This window comes from Aeromonas sp. MR7, assembly GCF_963899385.1.
GTDB lineage: Bacteria > Pseudomonadota > Gammaproteobacteria > Enterobacterales > Aeromonadaceae > Aeromonas > Aeromonas bestiarum.
Genome location: NZ_CAWQXH010000012.1, coordinates 15,510 through 29,159 on the forward strand (window position 1 = coordinate 15,510; position 13,650 = coordinate 29,159).

General features: G+C 63.3%; 17 protein-coding genes. 10 read left to right on the top strand and 7 right to left on the bottom strand.

The window, feature by feature from the left end:
* The first annotated feature begins 118 nt into the window (after positions 1-118).
* The gene (locus AACW87_RS11025) at positions 119-1,000 is read left to right on the top strand and encodes a VirK/YbjX family protein (protein WP_043139617.1); all 882 of its coding nucleotides are present in this window, start codon (positions 119-121) and stop codon (positions 998-1,000) included.
* A 52-nt stretch (positions 1,001-1,052) separates the two neighbouring features.
* Here the strand turns inward: AACW87_RS11025 and coaD are convergent, their stop codons facing one another.
* A complete protein-coding gene (gene coaD, locus AACW87_RS11030) occupies positions 1,053-1,535 on the bottom strand; it encodes a pantetheine-phosphate adenylyltransferase (protein ID WP_043555919.1) in 483 nt (160 codons plus the stop codon).
* 222 nt (positions 1,536-1,757) lie between these two features.
* Between coaD and AACW87_RS11035 the strand changes: the two genes are divergently transcribed.
* Complete coding sequence (locus AACW87_RS11035) at positions 1,758-2,801, top strand: glycosyltransferase family 9 protein (protein WP_241281018.1); 1,044 nt, start codon at positions 1,758-1,760, stop codon at positions 2,799-2,801.
* Between the two features lie 61 nt (positions 2,802-2,862).
* Here AACW87_RS11035 and AACW87_RS11040 read toward each other — a convergent pair whose 3' ends face one another.
* Positions 2,863-3,651 (bottom strand): glycosyltransferase family 2 protein, encoded by a 789-nt coding sequence (locus AACW87_RS11040; protein WP_241326736.1) that lies wholly within the window; start codon positions 3,649-3,651, stop codon positions 2,863-2,865.
* Between the two features lie 241 nt (positions 3,652-3,892).
* On the opposite strand from AACW87_RS11040, the gene waaF reads away from it, so the two are divergent.
* Positions 3,893-5,008 (top strand): lipopolysaccharide heptosyltransferase II, encoded by a 1,116-nt coding sequence (gene waaF / locus AACW87_RS11045; RefSeq protein ID WP_103473000.1) that lies wholly within the window; start codon positions 3,893-3,895, stop codon positions 5,006-5,008.
* 1 nt (position 5,009) lies between these two features.
* Positions 5,010-6,275, top strand: a complete 1,266-nt coding sequence (gene waaA / locus AACW87_RS11050) for a lipid IV(A) 3-deoxy-D-manno-octulosonic acid transferase (protein ID WP_241326737.1) — start codon at positions 5,010-5,012, stop codon at positions 6,273-6,275.
* A 69-nt stretch (positions 6,276-6,344) separates the two neighbouring features.
* Here waaA and AACW87_RS11055 read toward each other — a convergent pair whose 3' ends face one another.
* From AACW87_RS11055 to AACW87_RS11065, 3 genes are read right to left on the bottom strand one after another with little or no spacing between them, the layout of a single operon-like run.
* Positions 6,345-7,604: a PTS ascorbate transporter subunit IIC gene (locus tag AACW87_RS11055; RefSeq protein ID WP_241326738.1), complete on the bottom strand. Its 1,260-nt coding sequence runs from the start codon at positions 7,602-7,604 to the stop codon at positions 6,345-6,347.
* Positions 7,605-7,655: 51 nt separating this feature from the next.
* Positions 7,656-7,943 (bottom strand): PTS sugar transporter subunit IIB, encoded by a 288-nt coding sequence (locus tag AACW87_RS11060; protein ID WP_042657794.1) that lies wholly within the window; start codon positions 7,941-7,943, stop codon positions 7,656-7,658.
* Positions 7,944-7,975: 32 nt separating this feature from the next.
* Positions 7,976-8,419, bottom strand: coding sequence for a PTS sugar transporter subunit IIA (locus AACW87_RS11065; RefSeq protein WP_241326739.1), 444 nt, complete (start codon positions 8,417-8,419; stop codon positions 7,976-7,978).
* 252 nt (positions 8,420-8,671) lie between these two features.
* Between AACW87_RS11065 and AACW87_RS11070 the strand changes: the two genes are divergently transcribed.
* The 4 genes from AACW87_RS11070 to AACW87_RS11085 all read left to right on the top strand — a co-directional run bounded on the left by AACW87_RS11070 (position 8,672) and on the right by AACW87_RS11085 (position 11,374).
* Positions 8,672-9,694 (top strand): LacI family DNA-binding transcriptional regulator, encoded by a 1,023-nt coding sequence (locus AACW87_RS11070; RefSeq protein WP_098981092.1) that lies wholly within the window; start codon positions 8,672-8,674, stop codon positions 9,692-9,694.
* 30 nt (positions 9,695-9,724) lie between these two features.
* Positions 9,725-10,705 carry an acrylyl-CoA reductase (NADPH) gene (gene acuI / locus AACW87_RS11075; protein ID WP_241326740.1) on the top strand — a complete coding sequence of 327 codons (981 nt, stop codon included), beginning with the start codon at positions 9,725-9,727 and terminating at the stop codon, positions 10,703-10,705.
* 74 nt (positions 10,706-10,779) lie between these two features.
* On the top strand, positions 10,780-10,902 hold the full coding sequence (locus AACW87_RS11080) for a hypothetical protein (RefSeq protein ID WP_111589670.1): 123 nt from the start codon (positions 10,780-10,782) through the stop codon (positions 10,900-10,902).
* Positions 10,903-11,038: 136 nt separating this feature from the next.
* Complete coding sequence (locus AACW87_RS11085) at positions 11,039-11,374, top strand: DUF2799 domain-containing protein (protein WP_042873408.1); 336 nt, start codon at positions 11,039-11,041, stop codon at positions 11,372-11,374.
* A gap of 22 nt (positions 11,375-11,396) precedes the next feature.
* On the opposite strand, the gene AACW87_RS11090 is transcribed toward AACW87_RS11085, so the two are convergent.
* Both AACW87_RS11090 and AACW87_RS11095 read right to left on the bottom strand, forming a co-directional pair.
* Positions 11,397-11,561: a hypothetical protein gene (locus tag AACW87_RS11090; RefSeq protein WP_021140706.1), complete on the bottom strand. Its 165-nt coding sequence runs from the start codon at positions 11,559-11,561 to the stop codon at positions 11,397-11,399.
* A gap of 103 nt (positions 11,562-11,664) precedes the next feature.
* On the bottom strand, positions 11,665-12,096 hold the full coding sequence (locus tag AACW87_RS11095) for a flagellar basal body-associated FliL family protein (RefSeq protein WP_043139574.1): 432 nt from the start codon (positions 12,094-12,096) through the stop codon (positions 11,665-11,667).
* 145 nt (positions 12,097-12,241) lie between these two features.
* On the opposite strand from AACW87_RS11095, the gene AACW87_RS11100 reads away from it, so the two are divergent.
* Positions 12,242-12,778: a chorismate--pyruvate lyase family protein gene (locus AACW87_RS11100; protein ID WP_043139568.1), complete on the top strand. Its 537-nt coding sequence runs from the start codon at positions 12,242-12,244 to the stop codon at positions 12,776-12,778.
* A complete protein-coding gene (gene ubiA, locus AACW87_RS11105; protein WP_103472997.1) occupies positions 12,775-13,638 on the top strand; it encodes a 4-hydroxybenzoate octaprenyltransferase in 864 nt (287 codons plus the stop codon). Before AACW87_RS11100 ends, ubiA begins: the two co-directional genes overlap by 4 nt.
* Positions 13,639-13,650: the final 12 nt, after the last annotated feature.

The window sequence follows — 13,650 nt, forward strand, 5'->3', positions numbered from 1 at the left end:
TATTTGCGCGCCCGTCACTAGTATCTCGACCGTTCAGGCAGTTTGAGAAAATAAAATGACAGCTAAATCAATAGACTGGGATCATTTATCCCGGCAGGGGCACTATTGTGCCCAAAAAATGGCCCGTTTCCTCTATCCCGATGACAGCGCCCGCAAGACCTTCAATCGCGCCAAGTTCGTGCTGCGCAGCCTGCTCTATCGGCAGCAGCTGAGCCGGGTATTCGAGCTGTTTCAGGCCGAACCCCTCAAGGCCCTGCCTGCCCACTATCCCGAGCTGCTCGACAAGCCGATGCGGCCCTACCGCTTTGCCGGCTCCACCGCGACCGAGCGGGCCGAGATGCTGGAGAACCACTACCGGCTGATGCTGGCCCGCTACCCGGATCTGATCGACCCGCTCTATCTGGGCGATGGCATCGAGCTTGGCCGCTATCCCGAGAGCGGCTGCCGCATCATATTGCGTCACGACGGTACCTTCCGCCGCGAGGCCGAGCTGGCCCTCTCCATCGTCGATCCGCAGGGCAAGCGGCTTTACAGCTGTGCCTTCTCGTTGGCGGGTACACCCAAGCGGCTGGCCGTGGTGATCGGCTCGGTACAGGGCCCGGAGCCCTGCATCGAGCAGGCGCAGGACAAGGTGCGTGCGCTGACCAAGGAGGGCCACGGTCTGAGGCCCAAGTCGCTGGTGGTGATGCTGGTGATGCAACTGGCCGAAGCGATGGAGGCCGAGCATATCTCGGCGGTACGGATGAAGGCCCACATCTATCAGGCCAGGCGCTATAGCAAGAAGAAGAAAGCCTGTCTGCAGGCGGACTATGACGAGCTGTGGCAGGAGTTTGGCGCCATCGATCTGGATGACAACTTCGTGCGGTTGCAGCCTGCCCAGCGCAAACCGCTGGAGGAGATAGCTTCCAAGAAGCGGGCCATGTACCGGCGCCGCTACGAGTGGCTTGACCAGCTGACCCTGGCGAGTCAGCAACAGCTGGGCCCGCGTCTGGCAGGTTGAGATGCGCAGGCTGCAGTGGCAAACAGGCTACCCTCGGGTAGCCTGTTTTTGATCACTTGCCTTGCTTGGCGGCAATCGCCTTGGCGACGATCGGGTCGACAAACTGGCGGATATCGCCACCGTGCAGGGCGACCTCTTTCACCAGGGTCGAGGAGATGAAGGAGTTCTCCTCCGCCGGGGTGAGGAAGACGCTCTCCAGCTCCGGCATCAGGCGGCGGTTCATGTTGGCCAGCTGGAACTCGTACTCGAAGTCGGAGACGGCGCGCAGGCCGCGGATCAGCACGTTGGCCTGCTGCTCTTTGGCGAAATCCACCAGCAGGCCGGAGAAGCCCACCACCTTGACGTTGGGCAGGTGGGCGGTCACTTGCTGGGCAAGCAGGACGCGTTCTGCCAGATCGAACAGCGGGCGCTTGCTCGGGCTGTTGGCGACGCCGACCACTACTTCATCAAACAGTCTGGCGGCCCGGCCAATGAGGTCGGTGTGGCCATTGGTGATGGGGTCGAAGGTGCCGGGATAAATTACCTTGTTGGTCATGTTGTTGATTCCTGCAACCTGGGAATTTGGTCGCATTATAGGGTCTGTTGGCGTTTTGTCGCGACCGGGATGGGGTGAGTGCCGGGGCGAGGCGCTAAGTTTGGTCGTTCAAATCGCTGTCGCCTGGCGTCTTCGCTTGAGAATAGCCCTGCATCAGGCAAGAATACCCGCACCGCGCATCAAGCCTCCTTGCATTGGTGACAGGGAGCAAAGGGATTTTTTATGAAACGTATTCTGGTAGTACGCAATGACAAGATTGGTGACTTCATGCTGGCCTGGCCGAGCTTTGCCATGCTCAAGCGCTCCATGGAGTGTCATGTGACTGCCCTGGTTCCTGCCTATACGGCGCCGTTGGCCCGCCTCTGTCCCTGGATCGACGAGATCATCCTGGATCCGGGTTCACGGGCCGACAAGGAACAGCAACGTGCCTTGCAGGCGCGCATCAAGGCGGCCGCCTTCGATGCCTCCATCTGCCTCTTCTCCAACTCTCGCAATGCCATGCTGGTGTGGAAGGCGCACATCCCTTACCGGCTGGCCCCTGCCACCAAGCTGGCCCAGGTGCTCTACAACCAGCGGCTGATCCAGCGTCGCTCCCGTTCCCAGAAGCCGGAGTACGAATACAACCTGGATCTGGTGCGCCGCTTCCTCGCCGACCAGCAGGTGAGCGTGGTCACACCACAGGCGCCTTACCTCAGCTTCGATCCCCAGAGCCTGCAGCAGGTGCGCGAGCAGGTCGCCACCCGCTTGAAGCTGGATGCCAGCCGCCCCTGGCTGATGGTGCATGCCGGCAGCGGCGGCTCGGCCAACAACCTCTCCATCGAGCAGTATGCCCGCCTCATCATCAAGCTCAATCAGGCCTGCCCCGAGTTGCAGTGCATACTGACGGCGGGGCCGGGGGAGGAGAAGATCGCCGAACAGCTGGCGGCCGAGCTGCTGGCCCACGGCGGCAACGGCTGGATCTACCGCTCCGACGAGGGGCTGCCCAAGTTCTGTCAGGTGATGGCCAACGCCGCCCTGTTCGTGGCGGGCAGCACGGGGCCGCTGCACATTGCGGCGGCGCTGGATGTGCCCACCATAGGCTTCTTCCCGGCGCACCGCTCTGCCACCCCGCTGCGCTGGCGTCCGCTCAACAGCGAGGGGCGCCACCTGGCGTTCAGCCCGCCGGAAGACAGCGATCACCCGGAAGACATGAGCCAGCTCGATCCCAAGACAATGGCGGCGGCGATCGCCCGCTGGGCACCGCCTTTCTGGCGGGTCGAGAGCTGATAGATACAAACAGGGCCCTTTCGGGCCCTGTCTCGTCATGCTGGTTTGAGCGGCTACGCAATTAGTGGCCGGTCTGATCCGGCGCCTGCGGCTGCTGGCGGATCCAGAGGTCGGCGTACTTCACGAAGGTGGAGTGGGCCGACAGTATGGCCAGCAGGAGTCCCTGCTTGCCATCGAGGAAGCCCGCCTTGAGCAGGTACATCTTGAGGAAGCAGCCCAGCGCATGCACCAGCCCCTGGCTGAGGGAACCCTTCTTGCCACGGGCGGTGCGCTGATCGGCCCAGGCCCTGGCATAGCCAGCGGACTTCACCAGATAGTGCTCCAGATCCCGATAGGTGAAGTGGAGCAGGTCGCCATGGATATTGACGATCTTCATGTTGGCACGCACCTCTACCTTCTCGTGCACCAGCACCTCGTTGTAGCTGGTGAGCGCTTTGGGGTAGAGGCGCAGCACCCGATCCGGATACCAGCCGCTGTGACGGATGAAGCGGCCAAACACCCAGGAGAGGCGCGGGACCGAGTAGATGGTATCGCTGGCCGGGTTGGCCATGACGGTGGCGATGGCCGCTTTCAGCTCGGGAGTGAGCCGCTCGTCGGCATCCAGCCACAGCACCCACTCTGACTGGACATGGGACTGGGCGAGGCGGCGCTGGCGACCGAAGCCCGGCCATACCGGGTTGACGAAGAAGCGGGCGCCGAATTCGGCGGCGATGGCAGGGGTTTCGTCCTGGCTGCCTGAGTCCATGATGACGATCTCGTCCACCAGGCCATCGAGGGAGGCGAGGCAGGCTCTCAGGTTTTCGGCTTCATTCTTGACGATCAGGACGGCCGCCAGGGTCGGTTTTTTCACGGATTAAGGGCTCTTGTTGGCGCCCGGCTGGCGGGCCATGCTCGAATTGGCGCCCATTCTAGCCTAAAACGGCAGGCGGGGCATGGTTCCGGCGCCTATGGTGCGTCAGTTTCAAATGGCTTCTTTTTTGGCATGAGAGCGGGTGGTGCGGGGATCTTCTGTTATTTCTCGGGCCATTCTTGGGGCATAATCTCGGCCAGCAACGATTAACCGCAGGGCTTGGCCCCAAGAGATGCGTGAGATGAAGATATTGGTGATCGGCCCCTCCTGGGTCGGCGACATGGTGATGTCCCAGAGCCTCTACAAGGCGATCAAGGCCAATCACCCCGACAGCGAGTTGCATGTGATGGCGCCCGCCTGGTGTGGCGCCCTGCTGGAGCGGATGCCCGAGGTGGACAAAGCCATCCCCATGCCGCTTGGCCACGGCGACTTCAAGCTGAGCGCCCGTCGTCGGCTCGGCAAGCAGCTGGCGGCGGAGAAGTACGATCAGGCCATCATACAGCCCAACTCCATGAAGTCGGCGTTGATCCCCTGGTTTGCCAGGATCCCGGTACGCACCGGCTGGAAGGGGGAGCACCGCTTCGGCCTGCTCAACGACATGCGCAGCAACAAGTCCGCCTTCCCGCTGATGGTGGAAGCCTACCTGGCGCTGGCCTATCCCAAGGCGCAGATGAAGAGCCGGGCCGACATTCCCGTCATTCCCCATCCGTCGCTCAATGTCGATCTCATCAATCAGGGCAAGGCGCTGGACCGGCTCGGTCTGGATCGTGCCCGCCCCGTGCTGGTGCTCTGCCCGGGGGCCGAGTTCGGCCCGGCCAAGCGCTGGCCGGAAGGACACTACGCCGTGGTGGCGCAGAAGCACCTGGATGAGGGCTGGCAGGTGTGGATCTTCGGCTCCGGCAAGGATGTGCCCGTGGCCAACACCATTCGCGACCGGATCAATCCCCTGTCGCGCCCCAATTGCCACGTACTGGCGGGCAAGACCAGCCTGTATGAGGCGATCGACCTGATGGCGCTGGCCGGGCGGGTCATCTCCAACGATTCCGGCCTGATGCACATAGCCGCCGCCCTCAACCGGCCGCTGATCGGGGTCTATGGCTCCACCTCGCCGCTCTACACGCCGCCGCTGGCGGACAGGGTCGAGATCGTCCACACCGACATAGAGTGCCGCCCCTGCTTCAAGCGCACCTGCAAGTTCGGTCACCTCAAGTGCCTGATCGAGCTGATGCCGGAGCAGGTGATAGAGGCGGGCAGGCGACTGGAGTGCGGCGAGTCGCCGGCTCAGCCGATCGTGCTGCAAGTGGGCGAGCCACCGCGCTTCGTCTCCGACCCGGGCAAGCGATCGGAGCCAAAATAGCATGGGCTATCGGCTGCTCTACAACCTGCTGATCCACCTGGGCTTGCCGCTGGCGCTGCTGGCGCTCTACAAGCCGAAGAAGGGCAAGCCCGGCTTCGGTGCGCGCTGGGCCGAGCATCTGGGACGGACGCCCGCCAGCGGGCAGGAGGCGCCGCTCTGGATCCATGCGGTGAGTGTCGGCGAGACGCTGGCCATCAGCCCCTTCATTCGCGCCCTCAAGGCCGAGCGGCCGGACCTGCCGATCCTGCTCACCACCACCACTCGCACCGGCGCCGAGCAAGCGGCCAGACTCGGCGATCTGGTGGTGCATCGCTACGCGCCGCTCGACTACCCCTGGGCGGTGGCCGCCTTCCTCAAGCGCATCAAGCCGCGCGCACTCTGGGTGATGGAGACAGAGCTGTGGCCGAACTGGCTGGCGGCCTGCGAGGCGCGCCACCTGCCGGTGACCATCATCAATGCCCGCCTCTCGGAGCGATCCTGCCAGCGCTATGCCCGCTTCCAGGGGGCGTTCGACGCCTTGAGCCGGCCGCTGACCCATCTGCTCTGCCAGCATCAGGACGATGCCGACCGTTTCCATCGACTTGGCATAGGCCGCGAGCGGCTGGCGGTGACCGGTTCCATCAAGTTCGACATCCAGCTGGGGGACGAGGTGCAGGCCAAGGGGCGTGCCCTGCGCCAGCGTCTGGGACAGGACAGGCCGGTCTGGATCGCCGCCAGCACCCATCAGGGGGAGGATGAGCAGGTGCTGGCGGCGTTTGACCGGGTGCTGCACAGCCACCCGCAGGCCCTGCTGATCCTGGTGCCGCGCCACCCCGAACGGTTCGATCGGGTGGCCGAGCTGTGCGCGCCCTACGGCTGCGTGCGGCGCACCGGCGATACCCCGATCCGCGAGACGGACAAGGTCTATCTCGGCGATACCATGGGTGAGCTGCCGCTGATGCTGGCGGCGGCGGATCTGGCCTTCGTCGGCGGCAGTCTGGTGAAGGTGGGCGGGCACAACCTGCTGGAACCGGCGGCGCTGGGCAAGCCTTGTCTGACTGGCCCCGCCTACTTCAACTTCAGCGACATCACCCGCCAGCTGGTGGCTCAGGGTGGTGCGGCCCTGGTGGCCGATGCCGCCGCGCTGGGGGAGAAGGTGAGCGAGCTGCTGGCCGACGGGGGCGAGCGCCGTCAAATGGGCGAACAGGCCCGCGCCGTGGTGCTGCGCAATCAGGGGGCGCTGGCACGCACCCTGTCCCACTGCCTCGCCAGTCTGGAGAACGACTGAATCCGGGCAGACGGACATAAAAAAACGGAGCGCATGGCGCTCCGTTTTTGTTTGTCGTGGGGCTCTTGGTCAGCGCACGATCAGGCCAAGCAGTATGCCCACCACGCCGAAGTCGGAGTCGCTGAAGGTGGTGTTGGCGAAACCGAGATCCCCCAGCACTGGCAGCAGGAACACCGGCAATATGGTGAGCAGCAGCAGGCCGTTGGCGAAGGAGCCCAGAATGGCGCCGCGACGGCCACCGGTGGCGTTGCCGAAGACCCCGGCCGCTGCACCGACGAAGAAGTGCGGCACCACGCCCGGGATGATGACGGTCAGCCCCAGCAGGTAGAGCAGCACCATGCCAGCCAGACCGGCGGTGAAGCTCGACAGGAAGCCGATCAGCACCGCATTGGGGGCGTAGGGGAAGACGATGGGGCAGTCGAGCGCCGGTTTGGCGTTCGGCACCAGCTTGTCGGAGATCCCCTTGAAGGCCGGCACTATCTCGGCGATGACCATGCGCACCCCCTGCAGGATCACGTAGACGCCCGCCGCGAAGGTGATGGATTGCATCAGGGAGAACATGAACCAGTGCTTGCCCTTGGCGACGCTGGTGACAAACTCGGGGCCGGCGAAGGCGGCAGTCACCAGGAAGATGATGCCCATGGTGAAGGAGATGGCCACCGGGGTGTCGCGCAGGAACAGCAGGCTCTTGGGCACCTGCACATCTTCACAGCTGTGGGCCTTGTTGCCGAACTTGGCACCGATCAGGGCGGAGAGCACGTAGGAGCAGGTGGAGAAGTGACCCAGCGCCACGTCATCGGAGCCGGTGATCTGCTTCATGAAGGGGTGGGCGATGGCCGGGAAGAAGACCATGGCGACACCGACCACCAGACTGCCCACCGCGATCAGCGGCACGCCGCTCATGCCACCGGCAGAGAGGATTACGGCCACCATCATGGACATGAAGAGGGTGTGGTGACCGGTCAGGAAGATGAATTTCCAGGGGGTGAGGCGGGCGATCAGTATATTCACCAGCATGGCGAAGAACATGATCATCGCCATCTCCTTGCCAAACGAGGTCTGGGCGATGGAGACGATGGCTTCGTTGTTGGGCACAACGCCCTTGATGCCGAAGGCGTGCTGGAAGATGACGGCGAAGTCACCCAGCGAGTTGATCACCAAGGTGGCACCGGCCCCCAGAATGACGAAACCCATGATGGTCTTGACCGTGCCCTTGATGCACTCGGTCACGGGTTTCTTCTGGGCAATCAGGCCGATAAGCGCGATCAGGCCGACCAGCACGGCCGGCTCGGACAGCACATCAAACATCAGAAAGTTGAAAAATTCCATGGTCAGCTCCTGGCAATGGAAGATGCGGCCCGCAGGCCGCATGGAGGATTCTTAGAGGGCACCCAGTTCGCGCAAGGCGGTGGAGAGCTGCTCTTTCATGGCGACCTTGTCGACCATGTTGGCGAGGCTTACCAGTCGGCCATTGACGCCCATGGATTGCAGCTGCTCGGCGATGTCGCGGGTGGCGATAAAGATTTCGGCGGTTTCGCTACCGGCCGAGGCGAGATCGCGGTGATCCACTTCGGCGGTGACCGCCAGCTCTTTCAGGATGCTCTTGATGCTCATTTCCATCATCAGGCTGGTGCCCAGACCGTGACCGCATACAACCAGAATTTTCATCGTCTCTTCCTCTGTCGGGCGCAGGGCGCCGCTCAGTAACGCGCCAGGATGCGCAAAATGTCGTTTTTGGTGTCGGCCGTCATGATGGCCGCCACGTCCTCTTCGTTCATGAACAGCTCGGCCAGCTGGGCTATGGTCTCCACGTGGGAGTTGCTGTCGCTGGCGGCCAGGGTTACCAGCAGCCGGACCGGGTCATTGCCCTCGGAGCCGAAGTTGACCCCGGTTTTCAGCACTGTCAGCCCCAGGCCGAGGCGGTTGACTCCGTCTTCCGGGCGAGCGTGGGGCATGGCCAGGCCCGGGCCCAGCACGTAGTAGGGGCCGAGCTCCTCGTGTGAGCGAAACAGCGCCGCCACATAGGAGGGCTCTATGGTGCCGTTGGCCAGCAGGGGAGCGGTGGCGAGCTCGATGGCATGACGCCAGTCGCGGGCACCCGCTTCGATGGAAATGACCTCTTCGGTCAGCAATTGAGTCAGCATGGCAATGTCCGGGCTGGATAAGATGGCGCCAATCTAGCGATCTTGCCCTGTGATAACTGTGAGCGCGATCTCGAAAGTTAGCGCTACCAGATAGCGCTAACATCGAACTGTGATAGCGCTATCATTTCTATCATGGGAGGGATTCATCTTGCCCCGTCACTCGCTCGAAGGGGGTAAAATCCGGTTTGAGCAAATAGTCAGTGCCGCACTTTTGCCTTAAAGTGAGCACCCGTATGTCGAGGAAGGGAAGGGATGTCAGAAGCGAAGAAGCGCCGTAGCACGGGTCGGGTGACCCTCAACGATGTGGCCCAGCTGGCCGGAGTGGGGGCCATGACGGTGTCCCGTGCCCTGCGCACCCCCGAGCTGGTGTCAGACAAGATGCGCGAACGCATCGACGCCGCCGTGGATGAACTCGGCTACATTCCCAACCGGGCCGCGGGTGCGCTCGCCTCCGCCACCTCCCAGACCATAGTGGTGATAGTGCCCAGCCTGACCGAGCGCGGTTGCGGCGACATGATCGCCGGGCTGCAGCAGACCCTGCTCGATGAGGGCTACCAGATCATGCTGGGGGATGCCCAGCATCTGAAGCTGCAGGAGGAGAGCCTGCTGACCAGCTTCTTGCAGCACAACCCGGCTGCCGTGGTGCTGTTTGGCGGCGATCCCGGCGAGACCATTCGCACCCGGCTGCAGGCGGCCCGCCTGCCGGTGGTGGAGGTGGGGGCCATGGCGCGCCAGCCCATCGACATGAATGTCGGCGTCTCCAACTTCGATGCCGGCTATCAGCTGACCCGTCACCTCATAGAGCGCGGTTATCGCAACATAGGCTTTCTCTGCGCCCGCCAGGAGCAGTGGATGCTGCAACAGCGCATGCAGGGCTGGCAGAAGGCGCTGCTGGACAACTACCTTTCCCCCGATGCCATCATCAACACCTCTGAGCTGCCGAGTTTCAGCACGGGCGCGGCCATGCTGGGGGAGTTTTTGCTGCGCTGGCCCGAGCTGGATGCGCTGGTGTGCGTCAACGACGAGCTGGCGGCCGGGGTGCTGTTCGAATGTCAGCGTCGCCACCTGAGCGTGCCTGGCAAGCTCGCCATCGCCGGCTTCGACGATCTGGACGTGGCGCGCGCCTGCTATCCGGCGCTCACCTCGGTCCGGATCCCCTATCGCCAAATGGGGCAGGAGGCGGCCGAGCTTATCTTGCGCCAGCTGGCTGGCGACCCCGTCATGGGCACGGCCCTGACCCTGGATTTTCAACTGCAGAAGCGTCAAAGCAGCTGATCCCGTTTCACACTCATCAAAGAGGCAACCATGTTCAAGGCTCTGTTACTGGAAAACCAAGACGGCAAGACCACTGCGACCCTGACCCAGCTGGCCGAGAGCCAGTTGCCGGCAGGGGAGGTGCGAGTGGCGGTGAGTCACAGCTCCATCAATTACAAGGACGGGCTGGCCATCACCGGCAAGGGCAAGATAGTGCGTCAGTGGCCGCTGGTGCCCGGCATCGACTTCGCCGGCACAGTGCTGGAATCGACCGATAGCCGCTATCAGATCGGCGACAAGGTGGTGCTGACCGGCTGGGGCGTGGGGGAGGGACACTGGGGTGGCATGGCCGAGCAGGCGCGGGTCAAGGCCGACTGGCTGGTGCCGCTGCCGGCCGGGCTGGATGAACGCCAGGCCATGTGCATCGGCACCGCCGGCCTCACCGCCATGCTCTGCGTGCTGGCACTGGAAGAAGCGGGCGTGACCCCGCAGAGCGGCGAGATCCTGGTGACGGGCGCCGCAGGCGGGGTGGGCTCCACCGCCGTGGCCCTGCTGGCTGCGCTGGGTTATCAGGTCGCGGCCCTGACCGGCCGTCCCGAGGAGCAGGGAGCCATGCTGACCGCCCTCGGGGCCAGTCGCATAGTACCGCGCAGCGAGCTGCTGGAGCCCGCCAAGCCGCTGGAGAAGCAGCTGTGGGCCGGGGCGGTCGACACAGTCGGCAGCCAGGTGCTGGCCAAGTTGCTGGCCCAGATGAACTACGGTGGCGCCGTGGCTGCCTGCGGGCTGGCGGGCGGCTTCGATCTGCCGACCAGCGTCATGCCCTTCATACTGCGCAACGTGCGGTTGCAGGGGGTCGATTCGGTGATGTGCCCGCTGGCGCGCCGCCAATTGGCGTGGCAGCGGCTGGCGCGGGATCTGCCCGCCCGTTTCTTCGCGCAGGCGGTCACCGAGATAGAGCTGGAGCAGGTGGTGGAAGCCGCCGAAGCCATCACGCAAGGCCGGATCGCGGGGCGCACCCTGGTCAAACTTTGATCCTGCCTTGACTGGCGAGCCCCATTTTTCTGGATAGACTTTGAGTGCGGGTGCACTATCCAAGGAGAATGAGCATGGGTGGACACAAGCCGGATTACGATCTCGATGATGAATGGGAACCGGAATCCTGGGAAGAAGAGCTGGATGAATGGGAAGACGAGAGCTGGCAGGACGATGACCCTCTCGACGACCAGTAGTCCACACATTGAGCACACAGGCGGGCCTTGGGGCCCGCCTGTTTTTTTGTGCGGCTCACAGGAATGGGGACGAGCGCTTGGTCGGCGGCATCAGGCTGGCTAGAATGAACTGCCCAAACGACACTCAAGGATGATTATGCGACTCTCTGTCATAGTGTTTGCCGCCCTGCTGGGGGGCTGTGCCTCCCACTCGGATGATCCGTGCGAGAAGGTGTGGAGCGAGGTGGGGGAGGCGGATGGCAAGCTGGGCTTCACCACTGAGCGGGTCGAGTTTCACCAGACCCAGTGCGGCAAGAAGGTGGATGCCGAGTTGTGGAAGCAGGGGCACCAGAAAGGGCTGGCCTGGTATTGCCGGCCGGAGCACCTCTATCTGGCGGGCCGATCCGGCGGCGAGTATCGCGGCGTCTGTCCCAATGACACACAGGCGCGCAGACTGTTCGAACAGGGGCGCCAGGGCTGGACCGATCAATAGCCGGCCGCGCGGATAACCAGCCTTACTCTTCTTTCAACCGCAGCGGCTGACACAGATAGCTCTTGTCATTGGCGCTGCGGGCGCACTTGCCACAGACAAACTTGGGTTTGCGCACTATCTTGCGCAGGGTCTTGAGATCGGCCGGGATCTCGCTGCGACGCCATTCACACAGGGTCTTGTTGCCCATACCGACTACCTCGACAGCTCAGTGGGGCCTAGTGTAATCAATTTTCATTTCGAACACAGCAATACGGCCACCCCTGGGTGGCCGTATTGCTTGCCTGTGTCGGTTACTGGTAGAGGAACTTGGTGAAGATAAGCTCGCGCACCGCCTTCTTGCCGGTTTCCTTCACCAGCAGCTCGTTGGCCCGGGTCTGGCACTCCTTGCGCAGCTCCTCACGGTTCACCAGCGACTTGATCTGCTCGCCGGTCTTGCTGCCCATCAGGCGTATGATGGCGTCGCGGATCAGCGGATCGTGCTGCTCCAGCAGTTTGAGATCGGCCTCGTTCTCGGCCATCAGCTCCACAGTGACCCGGATATAGCCGAGAGTTTTGCCATCGCTCAGGTAGTTGGTGATGATGTCGGGATCCAGCAGGTGATAGAGGAAACCCGGCTTGGCGGCTTCGGCCCCTTCGGCGGGCGGCTCCTCCCCGGACGAGGCCTGCGCATGCAGGGCGCCACAGCTCAGTAACAACACCAGCAGAATTTTGAAGATCTTCATATGGATGGCTCATCAGCGGCAGATACCCCATTTTTGATGTTGCCATCGGGGCCGTCAAGCACGGATGTTCTTACAATTCTCGATTGATTTACGGATAATAAACCGGATTTTAACCTGATAACGGAAATCTCCGGATGGTGAAGCTGTGAAGTCCGAGTTGACTGTTCCCCTCGTCCAGCTCGTCCCGTGGCGGGCTCCCGCAGAGTGCGAGCCGCCAGAGGCACTGCGGCCCTGGTTGCTGGAGGCCGACTCCATGACCCGGCGCCTGCGTCGCCACAATCGTCACTTCTCGCTGCAACTGCTCGGCAACCGCAGCGTTGCCCTTGGCGCCGACGAGCAGCGGCTGGTGGCCGCCGAGCAGCCCCAGGGCCTGTGCCGCGAGGTGATACTGCACGGTGATGGGGGGCCGGCTGTGCTGGGCTGGACCCTGTTTGCCGAAGCCGCCCTGCAAGAGAGCGGGTTGCGCGAGCTGGGTGAACAGCCTTTGGGCGAGCGTATCTTCGGTGACGAGCCCGCCCGGCGCGATCACCTGCAACTGGCCTGTTTCGAGATTGCGAGCAATCCCTGGTGCCCGGCCGCCACCGTCTGGGGACGCCGTTCCCGTCTGTTTCTGGGGCAATGGCCACTGCTGGTCCATGAACTCTTCTTGCCCTCGCTGTCATCGAATAAGGAGCCGGAGTGAAGCTGTTAACCAAGGAGCGGGGACTGGCCTATGTGCAGTTGGCCCGCATCGACAAGCCCATCGGCACCCTGCTGCTGCTGTGGCCGACCCTGTGGGCACTCTGGCTGGCGGCCGATGGCCTGCCGGATCTCTGGACCCTGCTGGTGTTCGTGGTGGGGGTATTTCTGATGCGCTCCGCCGGCTGTGTCATCAACGACTACGCGGATCGCAACTTCGATGGCCATGTGAAGCGCACCGCCGGTCGACCCCTGCCCATGGGCAAGGTCAGGCCGCGTGAGGTGCTGACGCTGTTCGCCGTGCTGGCGCTCATCTCGTTCGGTCTGGTGCTGACCATGAACCCGCTCACCATAGGCCTGTCGTTTGCGGCCCTGCTGCTGGCGGTCTGCTACCCCTTCATGAAGCGCTACATTCCGATCCCGCAGCTGGTGCTCGGCATGGCCTTCTCCTGGTCCATTCCCATGGCCTATGCGGCCCAGGCCAACGCCTTGCCACTGGTGGCCTGGCTGGTATTTCTCGCCAACCTGCTGTGGACCATCGCCTATGACACCCAGTACGCCATGGTAGACAGGGACGATGACCTCAGGCTCGGCCTCAAGTCCAGCGCCATCCTGTTCGGTCGCCACGACAAGCGGATCATCGGCGTGCTGCAACTGGCCACCCTGCTTATCCTGCTGGCTGTGGGTCAACTGAGCGGGCTGGGTTCCAGCTACTACTGGTCGCTGCTGGCGGCGGCGGCGCTGTTTGTCTACCAGCAGCGGTTGATCCGGGAGCGGCAGCGGGAGGCCTGCTTCCAGGCCTTCCTCAACAACAACTATGTGGGGGCCCTGGTGTTTGCCGGGGTCGCGCTCAACTACCTGTGAGCCAGCCACGCT

Bases quoted from the DNA above. Each gene is read 5' to 3' on its own strand.
- AACW87_RS11025 (WP_043139617.1), top strand. From the start codon at position 119: ATGGCCCGTTTCCTCTATCCCGATGACAGCGCCCGCAAGACCTTCAAT.
- coaD (WP_043555919.1), bottom strand. From the start codon at position 1,535: ATGACCAACAAGGTAATTTATCCCGGCACCTTCGACCCCATCACCAAT.
- AACW87_RS11035 (WP_241281018.1), top strand. From the start codon at position 1,758: ATGAAACGTATTCTGGTAGTACGCAATGACAAGATTGGTGACTTCATG.
- waaF (WP_103473000.1), top strand. From the start codon at position 3,893: ATGAAGATATTGGTGATCGGCCCCTCCTGGGTCGGCGACATGGTGATG.
- waaA (WP_241326737.1), top strand. From the start codon at position 5,010: ATGGGCTATCGGCTGCTCTACAACCTGCTGATCCACCTGGGCTTGCCG.
- AACW87_RS11055 (WP_241326738.1), bottom strand. From the start codon at position 7,604: ATGGAATTTTTCAACTTTCTGATGTTTGATGTGCTGTCCGAGCCGGCC.
- AACW87_RS11060 (WP_042657794.1), bottom strand. From the start codon at position 7,943: ATGAAAATTCTGGTTGTATGCGGTCACGGTCTGGGCACCAGCCTGATG.
- AACW87_RS11065 (WP_241326739.1), bottom strand. From the start codon at position 8,419: ATGCTGACTCAATTGCTGACCGAAGAGGTCATTTCCATCGAAGCGGGT.
- AACW87_RS11070 (WP_098981092.1), top strand. From the start codon at position 8,672: ATGTCAGAAGCGAAGAAGCGCCGTAGCACGGGTCGGGTGACCCTCAAC.
- acuI (WP_241326740.1), top strand. From the start codon at position 9,725: ATGTTCAAGGCTCTGTTACTGGAAAACCAAGACGGCAAGACCACTGCG.
- AACW87_RS11080 (WP_111589670.1), top strand. From the start codon at position 10,780: ATGGGTGGACACAAGCCGGATTACGATCTCGATGATGAATGGGAACCG.
- AACW87_RS11085 (WP_042873408.1), top strand. From the start codon at position 11,039: ATGCGACTCTCTGTCATAGTGTTTGCCGCCCTGCTGGGGGGCTGTGCC.
- AACW87_RS11090 (WP_021140706.1), bottom strand. From the start codon at position 11,561: ATGGGCAACAAGACCCTGTGTGAATGGCGTCGCAGCGAGATCCCGGCC.
- AACW87_RS11095 (WP_043139574.1), bottom strand. From the start codon at position 12,096: ATGAAGATCTTCAAAATTCTGCTGGTGTTGTTACTGAGCTGTGGCGCC.